This is a genomic window from Streptomyces sp. NPDC048462 (genome assembly GCF_043200175.1).
GTDB lineage: Bacteria > Actinomycetota > Actinomycetes > Streptomycetales > Streptomycetaceae > Streptomyces.
The window spans coordinates 241,664-262,220 of sequence record NZ_JBICXG010000006.1 but is presented as its reverse complement, the minus strand read 5'-3'; the positions used below and the strand labels follow the sequence as shown (position 1 = coordinate 262,220).

Below are 20,557 nucleotides of genomic sequence, written 5' to 3'. Positions count from 1 at the left end.
GGTCAGGAGGCCCGGCGGGGTGCTCAGTTCGAGCGCCTCAGGGCGGGCAGGTCGGCGCACAGGGCGGCCGGGAAGGCCGGTTCGACGCGGTTCACGTCGACGCAGCCCGCCTTCGTGCCGCGTGCGAGTGGCACCCATCCCGTCTTCTCGGCCCGGAAGAACCACCGGTCGCCGATGCTCGCGCCGCAGCCCGGCGCCTCGCCCTCGGCGCAGGCCGGGCCCACGCGCGAGGACACGTCGAACACCAGCCACTTCCCGTCGCAGTGCTCCTCGCCGCGGGAGGTGTGGTTCGGCACGTCGAGCGCCGCCACCGCCTGGTCGTAGGAGGCGGGGGTGCAGCCGGTGGGCGCCGGGTGGCAGCCGAGGTCGCCGCACAGGCGCAGGTCGGGCAGGTCGGCGTCGTCCGCGGTGAACGTCGCGTTGTTGTCCACCGACAGCTGGCGGTGGCCGAGGGCGGACGGCAGCCGCACCTTCGCCGTGCCGGGTGCGGTCTTCGAGCAGTCGGCGTGCGGGTCGCCGGTCAGGGCGGAGAAGGTGACCTGCACCCACACGGTGCGCTCCGAGGTGGAGGTCACGACCGCCTTCAGTCCGCGCGCGCAGGTCTTCCCTTTGCCGGGTACCTCCACGTCGACGCTGAGCGCGCGCCCGCCGTCGGCGAGCCGGGCGGCGGTCACGCGGAACGGGGCGAACGTCTGCCAGTGCGGCGTTTCCCCCGCCGTCGGCGCACCTGCCCCGGCCCGCTGGGTCCCGCAGGCGCCGAGCAACAGCACGGCGACGGCGCACAGCAGGACGCCGACCAGTGATCTCCTGGACTGCATGTGTTCCGGACCCCCCATGGAAACGGTCGACCCGGGCCACTATAGAACCGCGCGTACACATCAAGCCCTGGAAGGCTCCTGCGGGTGCTGCCGTGAGGCGGGGAGGCGTTCGCGCGGCGTGACGTACGCCCGGGATCGGGCCGAGAGCGGTGCGGCGCGAGGAGAGGCCGGAATCAGATGCCTTGGCGCACTGCCTGGACGGGCATGCTGGCACCGAACCTGTTCTGACGGGAAAGGCAGGGCGTGTCCGGCACATGCCTGCGGCGTCCTCAGGTGCCGGGCACCCACTGACAACCTCTGGGATATGAGGGATTCATGGCTGTTTCCAACCAGCACGTCGAGACCGGTACGTCCAGCGGCGACGAACTGCCGGGTGACTGTCCGGAGAACAGAGACACCGCACCACCGGTACCGGCCGGGCGGACCGAGCCGTGCGGTCACCGGCGCGCCCACATCACCGACTCCCTCTTCCACGGCGGGGGCTACGCGACGCCGGAGAGCCGGCGGATATTCTGCGATCAGTGCCGGCTGCGACGCTGGCTGCGGGTCGAGGTGACCCTCGCGTCGTGCCAGGAACGGCTGGGCATGGTCGCCCCGGGCACCGCGGCCCAGGTGGCGCGTGCGTGCGAGCCGGGCCGCATGGACCTCGCCGCCCTGGCACCCGAATTCCGCCGCACCGGCCACTCGCTGGTGCCGCTGCTGCGCGGACTGGAGGCCGCGTGCGAGGGCGCGGCGGGGGAGATGGTGCACCTCGGGGCCACCACCCAGGACATCCAGGACACCGCGCAGTCCCTGGAGATGCGTGAGGTGCTCACGGAGACGGACGCCGGGGTACGGGCCATGGCGGCGGTCCTGGCCGACCTCGCCGCGGCGCACCGGGAGAGTCTGATGCCGGGGCGCACGCACGGGCAGCCGGCGCTGCCGATCACCTTCGGGCTCAAGGCCGCCGGCTGGCTGGACGAGCTGCTGCGGCACGCGGAGCGGCTGGGGCAGTTACGGCCGAGGGTTCTGACGGCCCAGCTCTCCGGTGGCGTCGGCACCATGGCCGGGTTCGGCGGCCGGGGGCGCGAGCTGCTGGACCTGTTCGCCGGAGACCTGGAGCTGGGCGTGCCCGTGGTCGGCTGGCACGCGGCCCGGGACCGGGTGGCCGAGTTCGGGACCGCGCTGGCCATGCTCGCGGGGACGCTGGCGCGGGTCGCCGACGAGATACGGGTGCTGTCGCGGCCGGAGGTCGGTGAGGTGTCCGAGGGGTGGCAGTACGGCCGGGTGGGCAGCAGCACGATGCCGCACAAGCGCAATCCGGAACGCTCCGCCCAGGTGGTGCTGCTGGCCCGGCTCGCCCGCTCCAACGCCGCACTCGGGATCGAGAGCATGGTGCAGGAACACGAACGGGACTCGCGCGGACTGCGGATGGAGTGGGTCGCGGTCGCCGACGTCTCGCACTACACACTGGCCGCGCTGGCCACGCTGAACGAAGTGCTCTCCGGGCTTCAGGTCGACAGCGAGCGGATGGCCGCGAACGCGCGGGCCGCCGCCGAGTCCCTGTGCACGGAGGCGGTCATGCTGGCCCTGGCCACGCCGATCGGCCGGCAGAGCGCGCACACGCTCGTGTACGAGCTGAGCCAGCGGGCCCAGAGCGACGGCAAACAGCTGCGGGACTGCCTGCTGGCGGATCCCACCGTCACCGCCCATCTCTCCGCCGCCGACGTGGACGGTCTGCTGGACCCCGCCCTGTACCTGGGCGAAGCACGGCAGCTGACCGATCTCGCCGTTGACCGAGGGCGGGAGTGGCTGACCGCCACCCGGCCCGCCGGTACGGCCGTTCCGGAAGGCGCACTCGCGTGACGGGGCTGCTGCGCTTCGACGGGGACCGCGCGACGGAAGCCGACACGGAGGCGCACACCGCCGACATGGTCGCCCAGCGCCGGCATCTGCGCCGCCGGCTGGCCGTCCGGCCGGGGAGCCGGGTGCTGGACGTGGGGTGCGGGCCCGGCTACCTGCTCTCCGAGCTGCGCGGTGATGTCGGCCCCACCGGCCGGATCTGCGGCATCGACATCAGCGAATCCATGCTGGACCTGGCCCGGAAGCGCTGTGCCGACTCCGCCGCGTCCTGCGGCCCGGCCTCGGAGGCGGCTGCGGATTCCGGCCGGGGAACCGTCGAGCTGCGGACCGGGCGGGCGGAGAGCATCCCCTTCCCGGACGCGACGTTCGACGCGGCGGTCGCGGTGCAGGTCTACGAGTACGTGGAGGACATCGGGCAGGCCCTGGACGAGCTGTTCCGGGTCCTGCGCCCCGGTGGCCGTGCGGTGATCCTGGACACCGACTGGGACACGCTGGCGTGGCGCTCGTCCGACCGGGGGCGGATGCGGCGCGTCCTGGAACTCTGGGAGGACCACGTCGCCCATCCGCGCCTTCCCCAGCAGCTGGGACCGCTGGTGCGCGAGGCCGGATTCGAGGAGGAGCCGCTGTCCACGCTGACCTTCGTCGACCGCGAGCTGAATCCGGGCAGGTACAGCTACTGGCAGGTCGGGTTCATCGAGGCGTTTCTCGACGGACACCCGGGCGCCCGCGCGGAGCAGACCCGGGCCTGGACCGCCGAGCTGCGTGAACTGGCGGCGGCGGGAGAGTACTTCTTCAGCCTGGGCCGGTACGCCTTCGCCCTGCGAAAGCCGACCGGAACCTGACCGCAGGCGGTGACCGGCGGCGGGGGGGGGGGGGGGGGGCCCCCCCCCCCCCGCCCCCCCCCCCCCCCCCCCCCCCCCCCCCCGCGGCGGGGCCGGCCGGGCCCCCCCCCGCGGGGGGGGGGGCGGGGGGGGGGGGGGGGGGGCGGGGGGGGGGGGGGGGGGGCGGCGGGGCGGGGGGGGCCCCCGCCCCCCCCCCCCCGCGGCCGCCCCCCCCCCCCCCCCCCCCCCCCCCCCCCCCCCCCCCCCCCCCGCCGCCGGACCGCCCCGGACCGCCCCGGGGCGGCCGCGCGGCTCAACCGCGCAGGCGCTCGAACTCGCGCAGGAATCCGGCCAGGGCACGGACGCCGTCCTCCGGCATGCCGTTGTAGACGGAGGCGCGGACGCCGCCGACCGTCCGGTGGCCGCGCAGCCCGAGGAAGCCCTCGGACTCGGCCAGGGCCACGAACTCGCCCGTGCGGGACTCGTCGGCGAGGCGGAAGACGATGTTGGTGACGGAGCGGTGCTCCGGCCGCGCCGTGGGGCGGAAGAAGGCCGACCGGTCGAGCTCCCCGTACAGGAGCGCGGCCTTGGCCTCGTTGGTCCGCTCGACTGCGGCCAGGCCGCCCTGGTCCCGGACCCACTCCAGCATCAGGGACAGGACGAACAGGGCGAAGGTGTTGGGGGTGTTGTCGAGTGAGCGCGTCCGGGCGTGGACGGCGTAGTCGAGCAGCCGGGGCGTACTGGGCAGGGCGTGCCCGACCAGGTCGTCCCGGACGGTCACCAGGGCCATGCCGGAGGGACCCAGGTTCTTCATGAATCCGGCGTACACCACACCGAACCGCGTGTGGTCGATCCGCCGGGACAGGATGTCGCTGGTCGCGTCGGCCACCAGCGGTGCGGGCACGTCCTGCGGGAAGTCGGTCCACCGGGTCCCGTACACCGTGTTGTTGCTGGTGAGGTGGATGAACGCGGCGCCCTCGGGACAGTCCTGCGGACGGACGGCCGGTATCCGGTCGAACGCGGTGGCCGCGCTGCTGGCGACGGTCCTCATGTCGCCGTAGCGCGCCCCCTCCCGGAACGCCTGCTGGGCGAACAGGCCCGTCTCCACGTATCCGGCGGTACGGGCGGCCGACCGGCCGATCAGGTTGAGGGGAACGGCGGAGCACTGCATCCGTGCCCCGCCGTGCATGAAGAACAGGTGGTGGTCAGCGGGGAGCCCGCACAGGTCGCGGTAGAGCGTCTCCACGGTGTCCAGGACGCCGGTGAACCGAGGCCCCTTGTGGCTGACCTCGACGATCGAGGCCCCGTCCTCGGCGTGGGCCAGGAACTCCTCGCGTATGCGCTCCGCCACCGGGCGGGGCAGGGTCGCGGGCCCGGCACAGAAGTTGTACGTGTACCGGGGCGGCGCGTCGGACAACGGGGACCGCTCTGTCACATCGTCACATCCTCAGCTTCTCGACCAGCGCCTCGATTCCCTCGGCGCGCAGACAGGCGACGGCGTCCGTCGCGGGGTTCGTGCGGTCCCGCAGACGCCGGGCCAGCGGCTCCAACTCCTCGACCGGTGCGGCCTTCCCCCGCCTGAGCCCTTCCTCCGCGACCGCGAACGCCTGCCGCGCCCACTGCCCCATGGGAGCCCCGGCCACCTCCGAGTCCCAGCCCCGGGCCTGGACCTCGGGCATGACCGCCCGCGAACGGTCCAGGCTCCAGGGGCTGAACAGCTTCGCGCACTCGTCGATGTTCTCCAGCCAGCCCAGGATCATGGCCAGCCAGGAGAAGGTCTCCTGGCGGCTCATGGTGGGCAGGTGCCGGACCTCGACGAAGGTGTCGCGCCCGCCGTTGCGCAGGACGGACTCGGGGCGCCCGGCGGCCACCGCGGCGAGGATCTCCGCGACGCTGCACGTATCGTCGAGCCGCATCCTGACGCGTACGGCGGGCCAGTAGAAGACGAGACCGGACGCCAGATCGTCGACCGTGCACGACAGGGTGCGCTTCGCGCCGTGGAAGTCGACGAACTCCGCCTCGCCCGCGGCGGCGAACCGCTCCGTGGTCAGCTCCGGCGCGGCCGGCCGGTAGATCATGCCCGCCCTGACCACCTCGAAGACCGGGGTGGCCCAGGCATCCTGCATGTACTGCGCCAGACCGCTGTAGGACCGGCGGGGAAAGAGCAGCCGGTCGGCGAAGAACGGGTTCGACTCGGCCAGTTCCATGTAACCCCGGAGCCGCAACGACTGCCACGGCTGCACGCGTTCGGCGAACACCGCGGAGTTGGCACCCCACGCGCACAGCAGCGGCGTCATGGCGATCAGGGTGTTGCAGACGGTCATCACGTCGGGCAGTGGCACATCGATGTTGAACTGGACGGCCGCGAACCCCGGCCACGCGTCGGAGGCGTAGTGCCCGGGGAACCGCTCCGCCTGTGCGAGCCAGAACTGGTAGTGCCCCTTGTCCGCCAGGAACTCCCGCCCCAGCGTCTCCGTACGGGGCTGGCAGCCGTGCGCCAGCACGGACAGGCCTTGCGCGCTCAGGGCCGGGAGCAGCAGGGAGTCGAGTGTGCCGTGCCACGCCGCCTTGGCCGCGGCGAAGCCCTCCTCCGGCGGGAGGGCCATCTCCACCGTGCAGAATCCGTAGTCGTTGCCCACGTCCAGCATGCCGTTGCCGCGCCGGGACTTGACGCCCACCACGGTTCCGCTCGTGGCGTCGGAGTAGGTGGAGAAGCCCTCCTGCCGGGCGAGCCGCCCGAAGAAGGCCTGCGCGGAACTCTCGTCGGCCGCCATGCCCCGGGAGTCGACAGTGGGCAGCTCTGACTCGATGCCGATCTTCATGTGCAAGCCCTCGCCTCAGTACCAACGGTGTCGCAGGAGACGTTAGAGTCCCGGGCGGTGACTCACTCCGTCCACACGAACGTGTTCACGCTTTGTGGTGAGTTCGAGTCCGTCGCCTACTGCGATCAGGTGGCTCTGCGCGTCGGGGAGCGTGCTGATGTGACGGCGATAGCGCGCGATCACCTCGGCGTTCTTCTGCGGGACCAGCACGTTGTCGGCCACGATGACACCTCCCGGGCGCAGCGCCGGCCAGCACGCGTCGAAGTCCCGGACGTACAGCTCCTTCCAGTGGTCCAGCAGTACGAGATCCACCGGGGCGGTGAGCGACGGCACCAGGTCCGGGGCCTCGCGGCCGGTCAGTTCCACATAGGACTCCAGCCCCGCCGCGACCAGATGCGCTCGCTGCTCGTCCCGCTTGTGCCGGTCGACCTCGATCGAGTACAGCCGCCCGCCCGTGGCGCGCACCGCTTCCGCGAGCCACACCGTGGAGTAGCCGACCGAACCCCCGATCTCCACCACCGTCCTGGCCCCGGCGACCCGCACCAGGGTGTTCAGGAGGAGACCGGCCTCCGGTCCCACGTCCAGCATGAAGGACCCCGCGCGCTCGCGCAGCGCCGTGCCGCCGGCCGCGCGCAGCACTTCGAGTTCCTCCTGCTCCTTGCGTGAACGCGCCTCCAGCCCGGCCAGAACCGCTGCGGCCCGCGGGTCGATCGAGGGGAACAGCGGCTGCATCAGGCGGCTCCGAAGAAGCGGCGGGCGTTGTCGCACAGGATCTTCCGCTTCACCGCGTCACCGAGGTCGCCCCGGTCGGCCAGCGACGTGACCGCTCCGGGAAACTTCGCGTCGAAGTGCGGGAAGTCGCTCGCGAACAGCAGGTTCTCCTCCAGCCCCTGTTCTACGAGCATCGGCAGCAGCGGGTCCTCCGGCTCGACGCCCAGATAACACTGGCGTTTGAAGTAGGTGCTGGGCTTCTCCGGCAGCGGTTCGCGGTCCTTGGCGAACTGCTCGACGTGGTCGTCCATGCGGTTCAGCCAGAACGGTGCCCAGCCCGCCCCGGTCTCCATGAAGGCGAAGTTGAGAGCCGGGTACCGCTCCATCACCCCACCCGTGATGAGCAGCATGACGGCCGTCATGTGCTCGAAGGTGTGGCTGACCAGATGGCCCTGCATGGTGTCGTGCGTCCGCTCCGTCCCGATGCGCGGAATGCGGGCGACGCCGAATCCCTCATGGAAGCAGACCGCCATTCCGTGGCTCTCGCAGAAGGCCCACAGCGCCTCGTACACCGGGTCGTCGACGTTCGTCCCGGCCACGGTGTTGGGCCGCAGGATGACCGTGCGCACCCCGCGGTCGTAGGCCCTGCTTGCCTCGTCGACGGCGAGCACGATGTCGTGCTGGGGCAGCGCGGCGACGGGCAGCAGCCTGCTCGTCTCCGCGGAGCAGTACTCGACCGCCCAGTCGTTGTACGCCTTGGTCACCTCGTTGGCGAAGGCGGAGCTGCGCAGGGCGGGCAGGAGCCCCAGCACCTTGGAGGGGAAGATGTACGCCTGGGATATCCCCTCGCGGTCCATCGCCGTGAGGCGGTCCTGCGGGTCCAGCCCCCCGCGCCGCAGTGCGCCGAGCACTTCCACGGTCGCCGGGTCGTCGAACAGCCAGCTGCCCGGCGTGTACGTGGCCCCCTGGGTGCTGCCGAACCAGGCGGCCTGGGTGGGCTTCCCGTGGAAGGTCGCCGAGGGGCCTTCGATGACGCGGCCCTCCGCGACCAGCACGTCGTCCCGGTACTGGGGCATCCACGCGGCGTACTTCTCCGGAATTCTGCCGCGCCACCACTCATCGGAGTCGGGAAGGACGATGTGGCTGTCGGCGTCGATCACCGGGTAGTCATGACGGGCGGTCATGGGCCACTCCTCACAGTCGTCGTGCGCTGCACACGGCATGCGCAGCGGCGCATGCGGGCACACCACTCCCTTTGAGTGTCCGTCCGCACACGCTGCGTTCCGTGCCTGGCAGTTCAGGATTGTTGCCTGCCCTGCCGAGTGAGGGAAAGGGTGCCGCTGTCCAATGGCGTGTTTGCACCCATGGCCATGCCCCGAGCCGTCCCGTTGACCGGTCAACCCGGCCCGGAAAAAGGCTAGTTCGGGCCGCGAGGCTGTGATGGGACCTCCCTCCGCCGTCGCTTCGGACGCCCGGGACCCGGTCGACCGCCGCCCGCTCCGACCGGACGCGCCGTCCGGTGAGCGTCACCACGAGGCCGACGACGGGGTCGACCACGGTGAACGCGTCGGGCCCCCCGGATTCCAGCCGTGCCATCGCCTCGTCCTGCTGCGCCTGGTCCTCGGCCCAGGCCCGAAGCCCGTTCAGCACCGTGGAGCTCCGAAGGGCGGCCGACCGTACGTCGGCCCCGCCGTGACGCCGCCGCGTTCCCTTGGCCTCCTCCGCGAGCCGGAGCGCCTGCCGCCGCAGCCACCGGAGGGCGAGCCGGCGGTTACGCACCACGACCGCCCCCAGCGAAGCGGCCCGCTGCCCGTCGGTCACGGTGATCTCCGCCCCGTACCCCTCGCCGGTCACGCGGCACGCTCCCGCCCGGCCGCCGCCTCGACGGCGTCCGCCAGCATCTCCAGCTCGGCCGTCTCGTCAGCGCGCTCCCGGACGCGCCGCTCGATCGCGACGTCCAGCGCGGCGAAGAACCGTGCGCGGGACCCGGCGTCCGCGCCGATGCGCTCCCACGCGAGGTTCGGGAGGCGCGTCACGGCTGCTCCGCGTGTTCGGCTGCCCGGTGCCGCCTGCGCAGCACCCGGCAGTCGGTGGCCCGGCTCTCGTCCCTCTCGCTCCGGGCCACGGCCTCGGCAAGGTCGAACTCCTGGCAGGCCCGGCACCCGGCGGTCCCGGCGAGCTCGGTGGGCTCGGTGGTGCTGTGCGCGGTCATGCCACGTCCCCCCGGCTCCGGGCGTTCTCGTACGCGGTACGGGCGCGGAGACGCTCCTCGGGTGTGGCGAGCCGGACGTATGCGGGGACGGCTTCCCACTCGGGCCCTCCGCCGATCGGCCGCAGCGACCAGTACGGACCTGCGACGCCCCGGAACTCCCCGACGCGGTCGTTACGGCCCCGATCCACCACGAGTGCTCCGGCGGGCGGGAGTTGGACGCGTTTTTGCTCGGACATCGCCGCACCTCTCTGTAGTCATTCCACTACCAAGGGCGTTCAGCGTGGCTTAGGGTGGGACTGTCTTCAACGTGGCCCATGGGGAGGGCACATTGGTAAACCGCAAAGAGTTGAACCCTGAAGCAAGCGCCCAGGCGGCTTTCGGGGCACGTCTGCGCAGACTGCGCGAGGAGCGTGGCTGGACCCAGGACCACCTGGGCACGCTGGTCGGCTGTACGGGCAGGCATATTTCGGCAATCGAAACTGGTCGCAAATCGCCAACCCTGCCGTTTTCACGCCGAACTGACGCTGCCTTAGGCACAGCCGGGGCCGCCGATTCGTTCGAGCGTGAATGGCGGGAGATCAAGCACGGCAACTTGCTGGAGGGCTTCCCGGAATACGTGGGCTATGAGGGCCGCGCTGTGGAGATCCGGCTTTTCGAGATCGGGATCATCTCGGGGTTGTTGCAGACGCCGGAGTACGCACGAGTGCTGGCGGACAGTTCGGTGCAGCGAGGGGCCATCACGCCGGAGCAGGCCGACGAACGCGTCTCGTTTCTGGCGGAGCGACAGGCGGCGCTGGCACGATCTCGGCCGCCCATGGTGTTCGTCATCCTGGACGAGAGCTGTATTCGGCGGCCGATTGGCGGGGCTGCCCTGATGGGTGCCCAACTGGACCGTCTCGTTGAGTTCGCCGCGCTGCCGAACACCCTGCTCCAGGTGGCACCGTACGAGATAGGTGAGCGCCGCACGTTCGACCTGCCCGTCAACCTGCTGACGCTGTCGGATCGGTCCGTGCTCTGTTACGCCGAGTCTCAGGCCCAGGGGCACGTGGACCGGGAAACTACGTCCGTGGTGCCCATGTTGACGGCCTACCATCAACTACAGGGCGAAGCGATGTCACCAGCGGCGTCCGTGGCCATGATCAGTGAGTTGCGAAAGGGCATCCCGTGACGACCGAATCCCCCCGTTGGTTCAAGTCCTCGTACAGCAACAATGGCGGCAACTGCATCGAGGTAGCCGCCAACTTCGTCGCCGCCCGAGGCATCGTCCCCGTCCGTGACTCCAAGACCCCGGCCGGCCCGGTGCTGAACGTTCCCGCCGCCTCGTTCACCTCGTTCGTGGCGGGCGTGAAGGCCGGAGAGTTCGGCGGTATCTGACCCGGTCGAACGGGCACGGTCCCGCCATGCCCGACCGGCGTGGTGGGGCCCTGGCCGAGTGGTCCGGCGGACCCGGCGGGGCCCGTGGGGAGGCGGCTCTCTCGCCACGGTCATCGGGGGCGCTGTGCGGGTGCGGGGATCGCGGGCAGGGCCACCGCCACTCGCGGCATGAAATAGCCGACAAGCGGGCCCATGCACAGGGCGACCAGTACGGTGCCCACCCCGACGGTTCCCCCCAGCAGCCAGCCCGCGCAGGCGACTGTGACTTCGATTCCGGTGCGCACGACGGCGACGGGCAGGCGGGTGAGCCGGATGAGGCCCGTCATGATGCCGTCGCGCGGTCCCGACCCGAACCGCGCGCCGAGGTAGAGCGCGTCGAAGAAGGCCAGAGCGACGATCCCGGCGGCGAGGTATCCGGTCTGGGCGAGCGGCCCGTGCGGGGCGGGGAGCACCCACGCGGTGGCGTCCGCGGCGAAGCCGACGATCGCGACGTTGAGGAGCGTGCCCAGGCCGGGCAGTTCGCGCAGCGGAATCCACGCGAGAAGCACGAGCAGGGAGATCAGGTTCGTCGCCCAGCCGAACGAGATGCCGAGAGAGCCGGCGGTGCCTTCTGTGAGCACGTTCCAGCCGGTGGCGCCGAGCCCGGACCGGACGAGCAGCATGACGGCCGCCCCGTATCCCACCAGGCCGAGCAGGAGCTGGGGGATTCGACGTCCCTTGCGGCCCGCCCGGAGCTGATCGAAGGCGTTCATGCGCGGTATCGCGGGCGGGGCGTGGGGAGCCGGGGCGGAGGGTTTCGCCGGGGGAGCGGTAGGTGCCATACGGCGAGTGTCCCGACCGTCTGGCCCTGGATTCCATAGCCAGATTGGTTAGGCTGGTCCGGTGAAGGTCAGCTCGCACGCGGTAGCGCGGATGCTGGGGCCCTGGCGGGACGGGCCGGGCCCTGCTCACCAGCGCCTCTCCGACAAGATGCGACTGCTCATCCTGGACGGACGGCTGTCCCTCGGTGCGGCCCTGCCGGGCGAGCGCGACCTCGCGACCGTGCTCGGCACCAGCAGAACCACCGTCGGGACTGCTTTTCGTACGCTGGTCGAGCACGGGTACCTCGCCACGCAGGCCCGTACCAGGGCGACCGTACGGCTGCCTGGCGACACCCCGCCCGAGCGCGTGGCCGGGACCGACGCGGAGACCATCGACCTCTCCTTTGCCGCACCGGCGGCGCCCGTGGAGGTACTGCACTCCGCGTTCGCGGCCGCGCTCGAACAGCTGCCGCGACACTTCGAGCGGCACGGTTACGACCGGTACGGCACCGCGGAACTGCGTGAAGCGGTCGCCCACTGGTACGGGCGGCGGGGGCTGCCCACCCGGCCCGGTCACATCCTGATCACCAACGGCGCGCAGCACGCGCTCGCCCTGCTGACCCGGGTACTCGTGTCGCCGCGCGACCGGGTCCTCATCGACCATCCGACGTACCCGCACGCGATCACGACGTTCATCCAGGCGCGGGCCCGGCTCCTCCCCGTCGCCGTGACGTCCTCCGGCTGGGACGTGGAACAACTCCGAGCGGCGGGGCAGACCGCGAACCTGGCCTACCTCATCCCCGACTTCCACAACCCGACCGGTATGTGCATGCCCACGAGCGTGCGCCGGCAGCTCGGGCTCGGGTGCCTCACGGTCATCGACGAGACGATGGCCGACTTGGCCCTGGACGTTCCGAGCCCCGAACCCTTCGCGCTGCACATGCCGACGGCCATCAGCATCGGCTCCGTGTCCAAGAGTGTCTGGGGCGGCCTGCGCATCGGCTGGATCCGCGCGGTTCCCTCTCTCCTGGAACGGGTCGAAAGGGCCCGCCCCGCGACGGACCTCGGGACCCCCGTCGTCGAGCAACTCGCCTCAGCCGTCCTCCTGAACGAGCACCGCACCCGGCGGCCGGACGCGCTGCGGCAACTCAGGTCGCAACGCGATGCCCTGCGGCAGGCGCTCGCCGAGTACCTGCGCGACGTCAGTGCCCCGCAACCCGCCGGCGGTGTGACGCTCTGGGCGACCTTCCCCGGCCCCATCAGTTCGCGGCTGGCGGCCGTGGCGCCCGACCACGGGGTGACCATCGCGGCCGGGCCACGATTCGGGGTCGGGGGCGCGTTCGAACGCAATATCCGGCTCCCGTACACGCTCCCTCCGGGTCAGCTGACCCGGGCGATCCGCAGACTCGCGCGGGCGGAACAGGCGCTCGCGCACGGCGCGACCGGCACCCACACCCCCGCCCCCCTCGCGTGAGGGGCGGCAAGGCCCGCCCACTGGCCCGGACGGGCAGCAGCCGATCCGGATCATCCGTTTGAGAGGCAGGAACGTCGTTTACCCCCCTTCGCGGTGGTCTTGCCCGGGATCGTAGTCTTGGCCCCTACATGAACACCCCTCTGCGGAACGGGCGTGACGTGTCCGTGGTATCGCGATGAGGGGCCGGCACTCATGCGCCCGTGTGCGCCGGCCGGGCAATCACCTGTTCCGAACCGGGGCTCCGAACAGGGGAGTACAGACGTGATCGCCATAGCGGCCGCACTCGCGCAGATCATCGTGATCCTGATCCACCGCAGGCGCGCAGCGCCGACGGCGACCCGCACCACTCCCTGGCCTTACATGGCAGCCGCTCTGGCGGCCTGCGCGGGCGGGTGGCTCGTCATCGGCCTCCCCGCGATCGTTTGGGGCGACCTGTTCCTGGCACTCATGTGCGGCGTGCTCCTCGGCTCCGAGGCCGCCAGGGCTGCCAAGGAACTGTCCGGGCGCACCTGGGCGGGGTGGGCGACAGCCTGCACCGGGGGAGCGGCCTCGGCGACCTGGCTCCTGGACAGCCCGCTGCCCTTCACGACCGCGTTCTCCGGGTAGCCCCGGCGGCGTCCTCCGGCGTGTCCTGCGCCGGGGCCTCGCCGAAGCGGGCCAGGGCCAGGGCGCCCGCGACGGCCACCGCGAAACCGGTGACCGCCAGCCAGCCGAGCCCCTCGCGGGTACGGTCCCCGAGCCAGATGACGCCCACGAGCGCGGGCCCGATCGTCTCGCCCAGGACCATTCCGGCGGTCGCCGTCGTCACCGAGCCACGTTGCAGCGCCGACGTGAGCAGCAGGAACGCCGAGCCGCCGCCCACCAGCAGCGCGTACGTGGCCGGGTTGGACAGCAGCGCGGCCGGTGAGACGTCGTCGATGAGCCGCACCGCGACCTCCACCACCCCGAAGCCGCAGCCCGCGCCGAGCCCCAGCACCAGGGCGCGGGCCCGCTCCGGCAGCCGGCCCGCCGCCGTGCCGATCAGCAGGACGGCGACCGCCACACCGAGCATCGACCAGCGCAGCGCGTCCGAGCCGGTCAGCCGGCCCTCGCCGCCGGAGGCGAGGCCCAGCATGCCCAGGCCCGCGCAGACCACGGCGACGGCCGTCCACTCGGTGCTGCTCAGCCGGACCTGGAGCAGGCGGGCGGCGACGACCGCGGTGACCGCGAGACTCGCGGCGAGCGCCGCGCCCACCGCGTAGATGGGCAGCGAGCGCAGGGCGATGATCTGGAGGACGAAGCCGAGGCCGTCCAGGGCGAGCCCGGCGACGTAACGCCACTGCCGCAGCGCCCGCAGCAGCAGCGCCGGATCGACCCCCGCCCCCGCCCCGGGCTCGGCCGCGGCCCGCGCGGCGACGGCCTGAAGGACGGAGGCCGTGCCGAAGCAGACCGCGGAACCGAGCGCGCAGATCATCCCCAGAAGCACACCCGGGACTCTACGGGGCGGCTGCGACCGCCCCGGCCGGCCGCGTCAGCCGGGGCGGGCCGCTGCCGCCGCCCTCAGCCGCGCAGGACCTCGCGGAGTTGCTCCAGGCCCCAGTCCAGGTCCTCCTTGCTGATCACCAGCGGCGGGGCGATCCGGATCGTCGAGCCGTGGGTGTCCTTCACCAGCACCCGGCGGTCCATCAGCTTCTCGGAGATCTCCCGGCCCGTGCCGTGGCCCGGCTCGATGTCGACGCCCGCCCAGAGCCCGCGCCCCCGCACCGTCTCCACCGCGCCCCCGCCCACCAGCAGCCCCAGCTCCTGGTGGAGGTGGTCGCCCAACTCCGTTGCCCGCTGCTGGAACTCACCGGTGCGCAGCATCGCGATGACCTCCAGCGCCACCGCGCACGCCAGTGGATTGCCGCCGAACGTCGACCCGTGCTCCCCGGGCCGGTACACCCCCAGCACCGCCGCCGACGACACCACGGCCGACACCGGCACGACGCCGCCGCCCAGCGCCTTGCCGAGCACGTACATGTCCGGCACGACGCCCTCGTGCTCGCACGCGAACGTCTTCCCGGTCCGGCCCAGACCCGACTGGATCTCGTCCGCGATGAACAGCACGTTCCGCTCGCGGGTCAGCTCCCGGACCCCGGGGAGGTAGCCGGCCGGTGGCACCAGTACCCCGGCCTCGCCCTGGATCGGTTCAAGCAGCACCGCCACGGTGTTGTCCGTCATCGCCTCCCGCAGCGCGGTCAGATCCCCGTACGGCACGATCTCGAACCCCGGTGTGTACGGGCCGAAGTCCGCGCGGGCCTCGTGGTCCGTGGAGAAGCTGATGATCGTCGTCGTCCGGCCGTGGAAGTTGTCCGAGGCGACGATGATCTTCGCCATCCCGTCCGGGACGCCCTTGACCCGGTAGCCCCACTTGCGGGCGGTCTTCACCGCCGTCTCCACCGCCTCCGCGCCGGTGTTCATCGGCAGCACCATCTCCATGCCGCACAGCTCGGCCAGCCGCGTACAGAACTCGGCGAAGCGGTCGTGGTGGAACGCCCGCGAGGTCAGCGTCACCCGCTCCAGCTGCGCCTTTGCCGCGTCGATCAGACGGCGGTTGCCGTGGCCGAAGTTGAGCGCCGAGTAGCCGGCGAGCATGTCGAGGTAGCGCCGCCCCTCGACATCCGTCATCCAGGCGCCCTCCGCCGTCGCGACGACGACGGGCAGCGGATGATAGTTGTGCGCGCTGTGCGCATCGGCGGAGGCGATGGCGTGTTCCGTGGTCGACACGGGATCTCCGTTCGTCGTGCGGATCGGGTTGGTGTGCCCACTTTCTATCGTCGGTCGGATCGCCCACGAGGAAACCTTCAGTTCACGGCGCGCCCGCGCGGGCCCCCGCGCTGGAACGATGGGCGGACACGCGCACGAAGAGGGGGCGGCATTCCATGGCGGACACGCCGGAGGGCGGCATCGCGGGCGGGGCTACGTTGCTCATCCCCGCCACGGAGGATCACCTGCCGTTGCTTGCCGAGTGGTTCGCGTCCCCCGAGTTCGTCCGCAACTGGGGCGGGCAGCCGCTCACTCGCGAGGAAGTGGCCGCCAAGTACATCGGAAGGCGGCGGCCCGCAGTGGTCTCGTTCCTGGTCCTCAACGGCGCCGACCCCGTGGGTTACGCCCAGTACGTCACCGCCGGCCCTCGCGAAGGCGGCATCGACATGGTGTTGCTGCCTCACGCACAGGGCCGGGGTCACGGCCCCGATGCAGCCCGCGCCCTCGTCCGGCACCTTCTCACCGTCGTGGGATGGGAACGGGTGACCGTCGATCCCGAGGCTTCCAACCACCGGGCCGTCCGGGCATGGAGCAAGGCGGGCTTTCGCCCGGTCGGCCCGCGGGGGAGCCAGTTGCTGATGGAGTGCGGGTCCGCACGGGCTCAGGAACCGATCAGCTGCTGACCCGGCCCCGTCCCGGGAGCCTCTCCGCCCCGGCCACCGCACGCAGCCGTCCGGCCGGGCGGACTGTGTTCCTGGTCTCATCTCACGGCGATCCGCAACGGCCGGGGCCCGCCCGCGCCCTCGTCATCGATGGCGCGGCACCCCGTCCGGCCCGGCCGCAGAGCCCCCTCCCGCGTCCTCACACCTTTCATACACCGGCTGCCCGAGATCGGTTCCGTACCTGAGACAATGATTTCTATGGCCTCTGAACGTCCCCGTGTGCTCTCCGGAATCCAGCCCACCGCAGGCTCGTTCCACCTCGGCAACTATCTCGGCGCGGTCCGCCAGTGGGTGGCCCTGCAGGAGTCCCACGACGCCTTTTACATGGTCGTCGACCTGCACGCGATCACCGTCCCGCAGGACCCCGCGGAACTGCGCGCCAACACCCGGCTCGCCGTCGCCCAGCTGCTCGCCGCCGGGGTCGACCCGGACCGCTGCACGCTCTTCGTCCAGAGCCATGTCCCCGAGCACGCCCAGCTCGGCTGGGTCATGAACTGCCTGGCCGGTTTCGGTGAGGCGGCCCGGATGACGCAGTTCAAGGACAAGTCCGCCAAGCAGGGCGCCGACCGCACCACCGTCGGGCTCTTCACCTATCCGATGCTGATGGTCGCCGACATCCTGCTCTACCAGGCCGACCAGGTCCCGGTGGGCGGGGACCAGCGCCAGCACCTGGAGCTGACCCGGGATCTCGCGGAGCGGTTCAACGGGACCTACGGCGACACGTTCACCATCCCGGACCCGTACATCGTCAAGGAGACGGCGAAGATCTACGACCTCCAGGACCCGTCGTCGAAGATGAGCAAGTCGTCGGGCACCCCGAAGGGTCTGATCAACCTCCTCGACGAGCCGAAGGCCACCGCCAAGAAGGTGAAGAGCGCGATCACCGACACCGACACGGTGATCCGCTTCGACCCCGTCGAGAAGCCGGGCGTCAGCAATCTGCTGACCATCTACTCCACCCTCGCCAACACACCCGTCGCGGATCTGGAGCAGAAGTACGAGGGCAAGGGCTACGGTGCGCTGAAGACCGACCTCGCCGAGGTCATGGTCGACTTCGTCACACCGTTCCGGACCCGCACCCAGGAATATCTCGACGACACCGAGACGCTGGACTCCATCCTGGCCAAGGGAGCGGAGAAGGCCAGGGCCGTCGCCGCCGAGACCCTGGCGCGGACGTACGACCGCATGGGTCTTCTGCCCGCGAAGCACTGAGTCCAAGGACCCTGGCGGTACCACCTTCACAGGCGGCACACTGGCGGCGTGAAGCTTGCGGCCGTCAGTGGCTGAAAACAGACCATCGAGGATTGAGGAGAACGACGTGGGGACCGTAACGCTCGGCGTTTCGATCGCGGTCCCGGAGCCCTACGGCAGCCTGCTCCAGCAGCGGCGCGCGAGCTTCGGGGACCCTGCCGCACATGGCATTCCCACCCACGTCACCCTCCTTCCGCCGACCGAGGCGGAGGCGGGCCACCTGCCCGCGATCGAGGCGCACCTCGCCAAGATCGCGTCCGGTGGCCGCCCCTTCCCGATGCGGCTGTCCGGGACGGGCACTTTCCGCCCGCTGTCGCCGGTCGTCTTCGTCCAGGTCGTCGAGGGCGCCTCGGCCTGCTCCTGGCTGCAGAAGCGGGTCCGGGACGCCTCGGGTCCGCTGGTGCGCGAGCTGCAGTTCCCATACCACCCGCACGTGACCGTGGCCCACGACATCTCCGAAGAGGCGATGGACCGCGCGTACGCCGAGCTGGGCGACTACGAGGCCGCCTGGACCTGCGGTTCCTTCGCGCTGTACGAGCAGGGCTCGGACAGCGTCTGGCGCAAGATCAACGAGTTCCCGTTCGCGGCGGGCGGCGGAGCTGCCGCCCTCCCCGCGCAGAGCGGCAGCTCCGTGGACGCGCCCTCGCTCCACCCCTGACCCCGGCGCCCGTGACCCCGGCGCCCCCGGCCCGGGTCAGACCGGCAGGCGCCGGAACAGCGGGCGCGGCACATGCCGCAGCGCCGACATCACCGCCCGTAGCGCCCCGGGCACCCACACCGTCTCCGAGCGCCGGCGCAGACCCGTCACGATCGCCGCCGCGACCGCGTCGGGCGTGGTCACCAGGGGCGTACGGGTGAACGGGATCGTCGCGAGAGGTGCCTCGGCCGCCGTGCCGGGCGCCTGTACGGGACCGGGGCGCACGACCATCACATGCACGCCCGTACCGTGCAGCGCGTCCCCGAGCCCCTGGGCGAAGGCGTCCAGGCCCGCCTTGCTCGACCCGTAGATGAAGTCCGCACGCCGGGCGCGCTCCCCTGCCACCGACGACAGCACCACCAGCGAGCCGTGCCCCTGCGCCTGGAGTGCGCCGGCGCACACCAGCCCGGCGGAGACGGCCCCCGTGTAGTTCGTCTGGGCGACCCGGACCGCCGAGAGCGGCTCCTCCTCGTCGCGTTCCTGGTCGCCGGGGATACCGAAGGCGAGGAGCACCATGTCGATGTCGCCCTCGGTGAAGATCTTGCCGAGGGTGGTCTCGTGCGACTCGGTGTCCAGCGCGTCGAAGTCGACGGTACGGACGTAGGCGCCGCGCCCGCGCAGCTCGGCCGCCGCCGACTCCAGGGCCGGGGAGGGGCGCCCGGCCAGCCAGACCGTGCGGGTACGGCAGGCGATCAGGCGGCGGGCGGTGGCCAGCCCGATCTCCGACGTGCCGCCGAGGACGAGCAAGGACTGCGGGGCACCGAAGGCATCCTTCACGGAAACGCTCCTTGGGGGAGGGGGAGAAGCCGGGGAAACAGGGAGCCGCGGCCGGGGCGTCCGTCAGAGCGACAGCCGGCGCGAGATGTCCGATCTGAACGCGCCGTCCGGGTCGGACTCGGCGCGCAGCGAACGGAAGTCGTCCAGCCTCGGGTACATCGCGGCCAGCACGTCCGGGCGCATCCGGGAGTCGTTCGTCAGGCAGACCCGGCCGCCCGCGGCCGCCACCTCCTCGTCCAGTCCGTCGAGGAAGCGGGCCAGCCCCGGCAGGGCGGCCGGCAGGTCGAGGGACAGGGCCCAGCCGGGCAGCGGGAAGGACAGCCAGCCGGGATCGCTCGCGCCGAACCGCCGGAGCGCGGCGAGGTACGCGGGGCAGCGGCGCTGCGAGATCTGCCGGACGATCCGGTGGAGCGTCTCCTCCTGCCCGTGGCCGACGGCGAACTCGTAGTGCACGAAACCGCCGCGCCCGTGGACCGGGTTGCGGCGCGGCACGGCGTCCAGCGGGTGGAAGTAGGCGGCGATCCGCCGCAGTTCGCCCGTGCGGGAGCGGGGAGCCCTGCGGTGGCGGAGTTCGGCCAGGGCGGCCGCTGAGGCGCGGCCGAGCAGCCCGCCGGGGACGAGGTCCGGTACGAGGGAGTGCGCGGCGGGCAGTTGGCCGGGGCGGAAGGAGAGCGGTGTGCGCCGGGCGTGCGCCGGGAGTGCGTCCAAGGGGGCGTGCTCCCCCCGGGTCAGGACGCCCCGGCCCGTCGCCCGGCCGCGCGCGGTCAGGTCGACCCAGGCGGACGCGTAGCGGTAGCGGTCGCCGTCCATGGCGAAACGGCCCATCAGGTCGTCCAGATCGGCGGCCCGTTCGGTGTCGACGGACATCAGGGACGTCTCGACGGGGTGGAACCGGAGCGTGGCCGAGAGGATCACCCCCGTCAGGCCCATGCCGCCCGTGGTCGCGTCGAAGAGCGGGGAGCCCGGCCGGACCGTACGGATGCCGCCGTCGGCGGTGAGCAGTTCGAACCCCGTGACGTGCCGGGAGAAGGAGCCCGCGGCGCGGTGGTTGTCCCCGTGGACGTCGGAGCCGATCGCGCCGCCCACCGTGATGTACCTGCTGCCCGGCGTCACGGGCAGGAACCAGCCGAGCGGAAGCAGCACCTCCAGCAGCCGGTGCAGGCTCACGCCCGCCTCGCACACCACCTCACCGGTCCCGGCGTCGAAGGCCCGGACGCGGTTCAGCGCCGTCATGTCGAGGACGGAACCCCCCGCGTTCTGCGCCGAGTCGCCGTGCGCCCGGCCCAGCCCGCGCGCGATCGAGCCACGGGGCCCGCAGCCGCGCACCGTCGCCGCGGCCTCCTCGTAACTGCCGGGGCGAAAGCGCAGCGCGGTCGTCGGGGCGGTACGGCCCCAGCCGCTCAGGGACACGGTGTCGACAGACATGAGGGTGACCGTATCGCCCGAGAAAACACCTTTGAGGGATTTGTTACAACACTCACCGAAATGGGTGATTGATGTGGTGTCATCTCC

22 protein-coding genes are annotated in these 20,557 nt (G+C 71.8%); 9 read left to right on the top strand and 13 right to left on the bottom strand.

All coding sequences use genetic code 11. From position 1 onward, the window contains the following. Positions 1-23: 23 nt before the first annotated feature. Positions 24-818, bottom strand: a complete 795-nt coding sequence (locus ACGFU6_RS14050) for a hypothetical protein (RefSeq protein ID WP_393610695.1) — start codon at positions 816-818, stop codon at positions 24-26. A 315-nt stretch (positions 819-1,133) separates the two neighbouring features. On the opposite strand from ACGFU6_RS14050, the gene ACGFU6_RS14045 reads away from it, so the two are divergent. Beyond that, positions 1,134-2,663, top strand: a complete 1,530-nt coding sequence (locus ACGFU6_RS14045; protein WP_393610693.1) for an adenylosuccinate lyase family protein — start codon at positions 1,134-1,136, stop codon at positions 2,661-2,663. Beyond that, complete coding sequence (locus tag ACGFU6_RS14040; RefSeq protein ID WP_393610691.1) at positions 2,660-3,502, top strand: methyltransferase domain-containing protein; 843 nt, start codon at positions 2,660-2,662, stop codon at positions 3,500-3,502. The genes ACGFU6_RS14045 and ACGFU6_RS14040 overlap by 4 nt, the downstream gene beginning before the upstream one ends. Positions 3,503-3,794: 292 nt before the next feature. Here ACGFU6_RS14040 and serC read toward each other — a convergent pair whose 3' ends face one another. From serC to ACGFU6_RS14005, 7 genes are all read right to left on the bottom strand, one after another. Beyond that, the gene (gene serC / locus ACGFU6_RS14035; protein ID WP_393610690.1) at positions 3,795-4,916 is read right to left on the bottom strand and encodes a 3-phosphoserine/phosphohydroxythreonine transaminase; all 1,122 of its coding nucleotides are present in this window, start codon (positions 4,914-4,916) and stop codon (positions 3,795-3,797) included. Positions 4,917-4,920: 4 nt separating this feature from the next. Further along, entirely contained in the window at positions 4,921-6,303 is a 1,383-nt protein-coding gene (locus ACGFU6_RS14030; RefSeq protein WP_393610688.1) for a glutamate-cysteine ligase family protein, read from the bottom strand. Positions 6,304-6,345: 42 nt separating this feature from the next. Then, the gene (locus ACGFU6_RS14025; RefSeq protein ID WP_393610686.1) at positions 6,346-7,035 is read right to left on the bottom strand and encodes an O-methyltransferase; all 690 of its coding nucleotides are present in this window, start codon (positions 7,033-7,035) and stop codon (positions 6,346-6,348) included. After that, positions 7,035-8,198, bottom strand: a complete 1,164-nt coding sequence (locus ACGFU6_RS14020) for an amidohydrolase family protein (RefSeq protein ID WP_393610684.1) — start codon at positions 8,196-8,198, stop codon at positions 7,035-7,037. Before ACGFU6_RS14020 ends, ACGFU6_RS14025 begins: the two co-directional genes overlap by 1 nt. 666 nt (positions 8,199-8,864) lie before the next feature. Beyond that, positions 8,865-9,050, bottom strand: coding sequence for a hypothetical protein (locus tag ACGFU6_RS14015; RefSeq protein WP_393610683.1), 186 nt, complete (start codon positions 9,048-9,050; stop codon positions 8,865-8,867). Beyond that, positions 9,047-9,226 carry a hypothetical protein gene (locus ACGFU6_RS14010; RefSeq protein WP_393610681.1) on the bottom strand — a complete coding sequence of 60 codons (180 nt, stop codon included), beginning with the start codon at positions 9,224-9,226 and terminating at the stop codon, positions 9,047-9,049. Before ACGFU6_RS14010 ends, ACGFU6_RS14015 begins: the two co-directional genes overlap by 4 nt. Further along, positions 9,223-9,462 (bottom strand): hypothetical protein, encoded by a 240-nt coding sequence (locus tag ACGFU6_RS14005; protein WP_393610679.1) that lies wholly within the window; start codon positions 9,460-9,462, stop codon positions 9,223-9,225. Before ACGFU6_RS14005 ends, ACGFU6_RS14010 begins: the two co-directional genes overlap by 4 nt. A 92-nt stretch (positions 9,463-9,554) precedes the next feature. Here ACGFU6_RS14005 and ACGFU6_RS14000 point away from each other — a divergent pair, with 92 nt between their 5' ends. Beyond that, positions 9,555-10,394, top strand: a complete 840-nt coding sequence (locus ACGFU6_RS14000; RefSeq protein ID WP_393610814.1) for a Scr1 family TA system antitoxin-like transcriptional regulator — start codon at positions 9,555-9,557, stop codon at positions 10,392-10,394. Continuing rightward, the gene (locus ACGFU6_RS13995) at positions 10,391-10,600 is read left to right on the top strand and encodes a DUF397 domain-containing protein (protein WP_393610677.1); all 210 of its coding nucleotides are present in this window, start codon (positions 10,391-10,393) and stop codon (positions 10,598-10,600) included. The genes ACGFU6_RS14000 and ACGFU6_RS13995 overlap by 4 nt, the downstream gene beginning before the upstream one ends. Before the next feature lie 110 nt (positions 10,601-10,710). On the opposite strand, the gene ACGFU6_RS13990 is transcribed toward ACGFU6_RS13995, so the two are convergent. Next, positions 10,711-11,352, bottom strand: a complete 642-nt coding sequence (locus ACGFU6_RS13990) for a YitT family protein (protein ID WP_393610675.1) — start codon at positions 11,350-11,352, stop codon at positions 10,711-10,713. A 130-nt stretch (positions 11,353-11,482) separates the two neighbouring features. Between ACGFU6_RS13990 and ACGFU6_RS13985 the strand changes: the two genes are divergently transcribed. Then, positions 11,483-12,874, top strand: coding sequence for a PLP-dependent aminotransferase family protein (locus ACGFU6_RS13985; protein WP_393610674.1), 1,392 nt, complete (start codon positions 11,483-11,485; stop codon positions 12,872-12,874). A 261-nt stretch (positions 12,875-13,135) separates the two neighbouring features. Then, positions 13,136-13,480: a hypothetical protein gene (locus ACGFU6_RS13980; RefSeq protein ID WP_393610672.1), complete on the top strand. Its 345-nt coding sequence runs from the start codon at positions 13,136-13,138 to the stop codon at positions 13,478-13,480. Here the strand turns inward: ACGFU6_RS13980 and ACGFU6_RS13975 are convergent. Both ACGFU6_RS13975 and rocD read right to left on the bottom strand, forming a co-directional pair. Further along, complete coding sequence (locus ACGFU6_RS13975) at positions 13,458-14,327, bottom strand: hypothetical protein (RefSeq protein WP_393610812.1); 870 nt, start codon at positions 14,325-14,327, stop codon at positions 13,458-13,460. The genes ACGFU6_RS13980 and ACGFU6_RS13975 overlap by 23 nt on opposite strands. Before the next feature lie 86 nt (positions 14,328-14,413). Continuing rightward, a complete protein-coding gene (gene rocD, locus ACGFU6_RS13970; RefSeq protein WP_393610671.1) occupies positions 14,414-15,619 on the bottom strand; it encodes an ornithine--oxo-acid transaminase in 1,206 nt (401 codons plus the stop codon). A 155-nt stretch (positions 15,620-15,774) separates the two neighbouring features. Between rocD and ACGFU6_RS13965 the strand changes: the two genes are divergently transcribed. From ACGFU6_RS13965 to ACGFU6_RS13955, 3 genes are all read left to right on the top strand, one after another. Further along, complete coding sequence (locus tag ACGFU6_RS13965; RefSeq protein WP_393610669.1) at positions 15,775-16,281, top strand: GNAT family N-acetyltransferase; 507 nt, start codon at positions 15,775-15,777, stop codon at positions 16,279-16,281. Positions 16,282-16,518: 237 nt separating this feature from the next. After that, positions 16,519-17,532 (top strand): tryptophan--tRNA ligase, encoded by a 1,014-nt coding sequence (gene trpS, locus ACGFU6_RS13960; protein ID WP_393610667.1) that lies wholly within the window; start codon positions 16,519-16,521, stop codon positions 17,530-17,532. A 106-nt stretch (positions 17,533-17,638) separates the two neighbouring features. Further along, complete coding sequence (locus ACGFU6_RS13955) at positions 17,639-18,229, top strand: 2'-5' RNA ligase family protein (RefSeq protein WP_393610665.1); 591 nt, start codon at positions 17,639-17,641, stop codon at positions 18,227-18,229. A 36-nt stretch (positions 18,230-18,265) separates the two neighbouring features. Here the strand turns inward: ACGFU6_RS13955 and ACGFU6_RS13950 are convergent, their stop codons facing one another. Continuing rightward, a complete protein-coding gene (locus ACGFU6_RS13950; protein WP_123524055.1) occupies positions 18,266-19,045 on the bottom strand; it encodes a decaprenylphospho-beta-D-erythro-pentofuranosid-2-ulose 2-reductase in 780 nt (259 codons plus the stop codon). Positions 19,046-19,108: 63 nt separating this feature from the next. After that, on the bottom strand, positions 19,109-20,470 hold the full coding sequence (locus ACGFU6_RS13945) for an FAD-binding protein (protein ID WP_393610663.1): 1,362 nt from the start codon (positions 20,468-20,470) through the stop codon (positions 19,109-19,111). Positions 20,471-20,557: the final 87 nt, after the last annotated feature.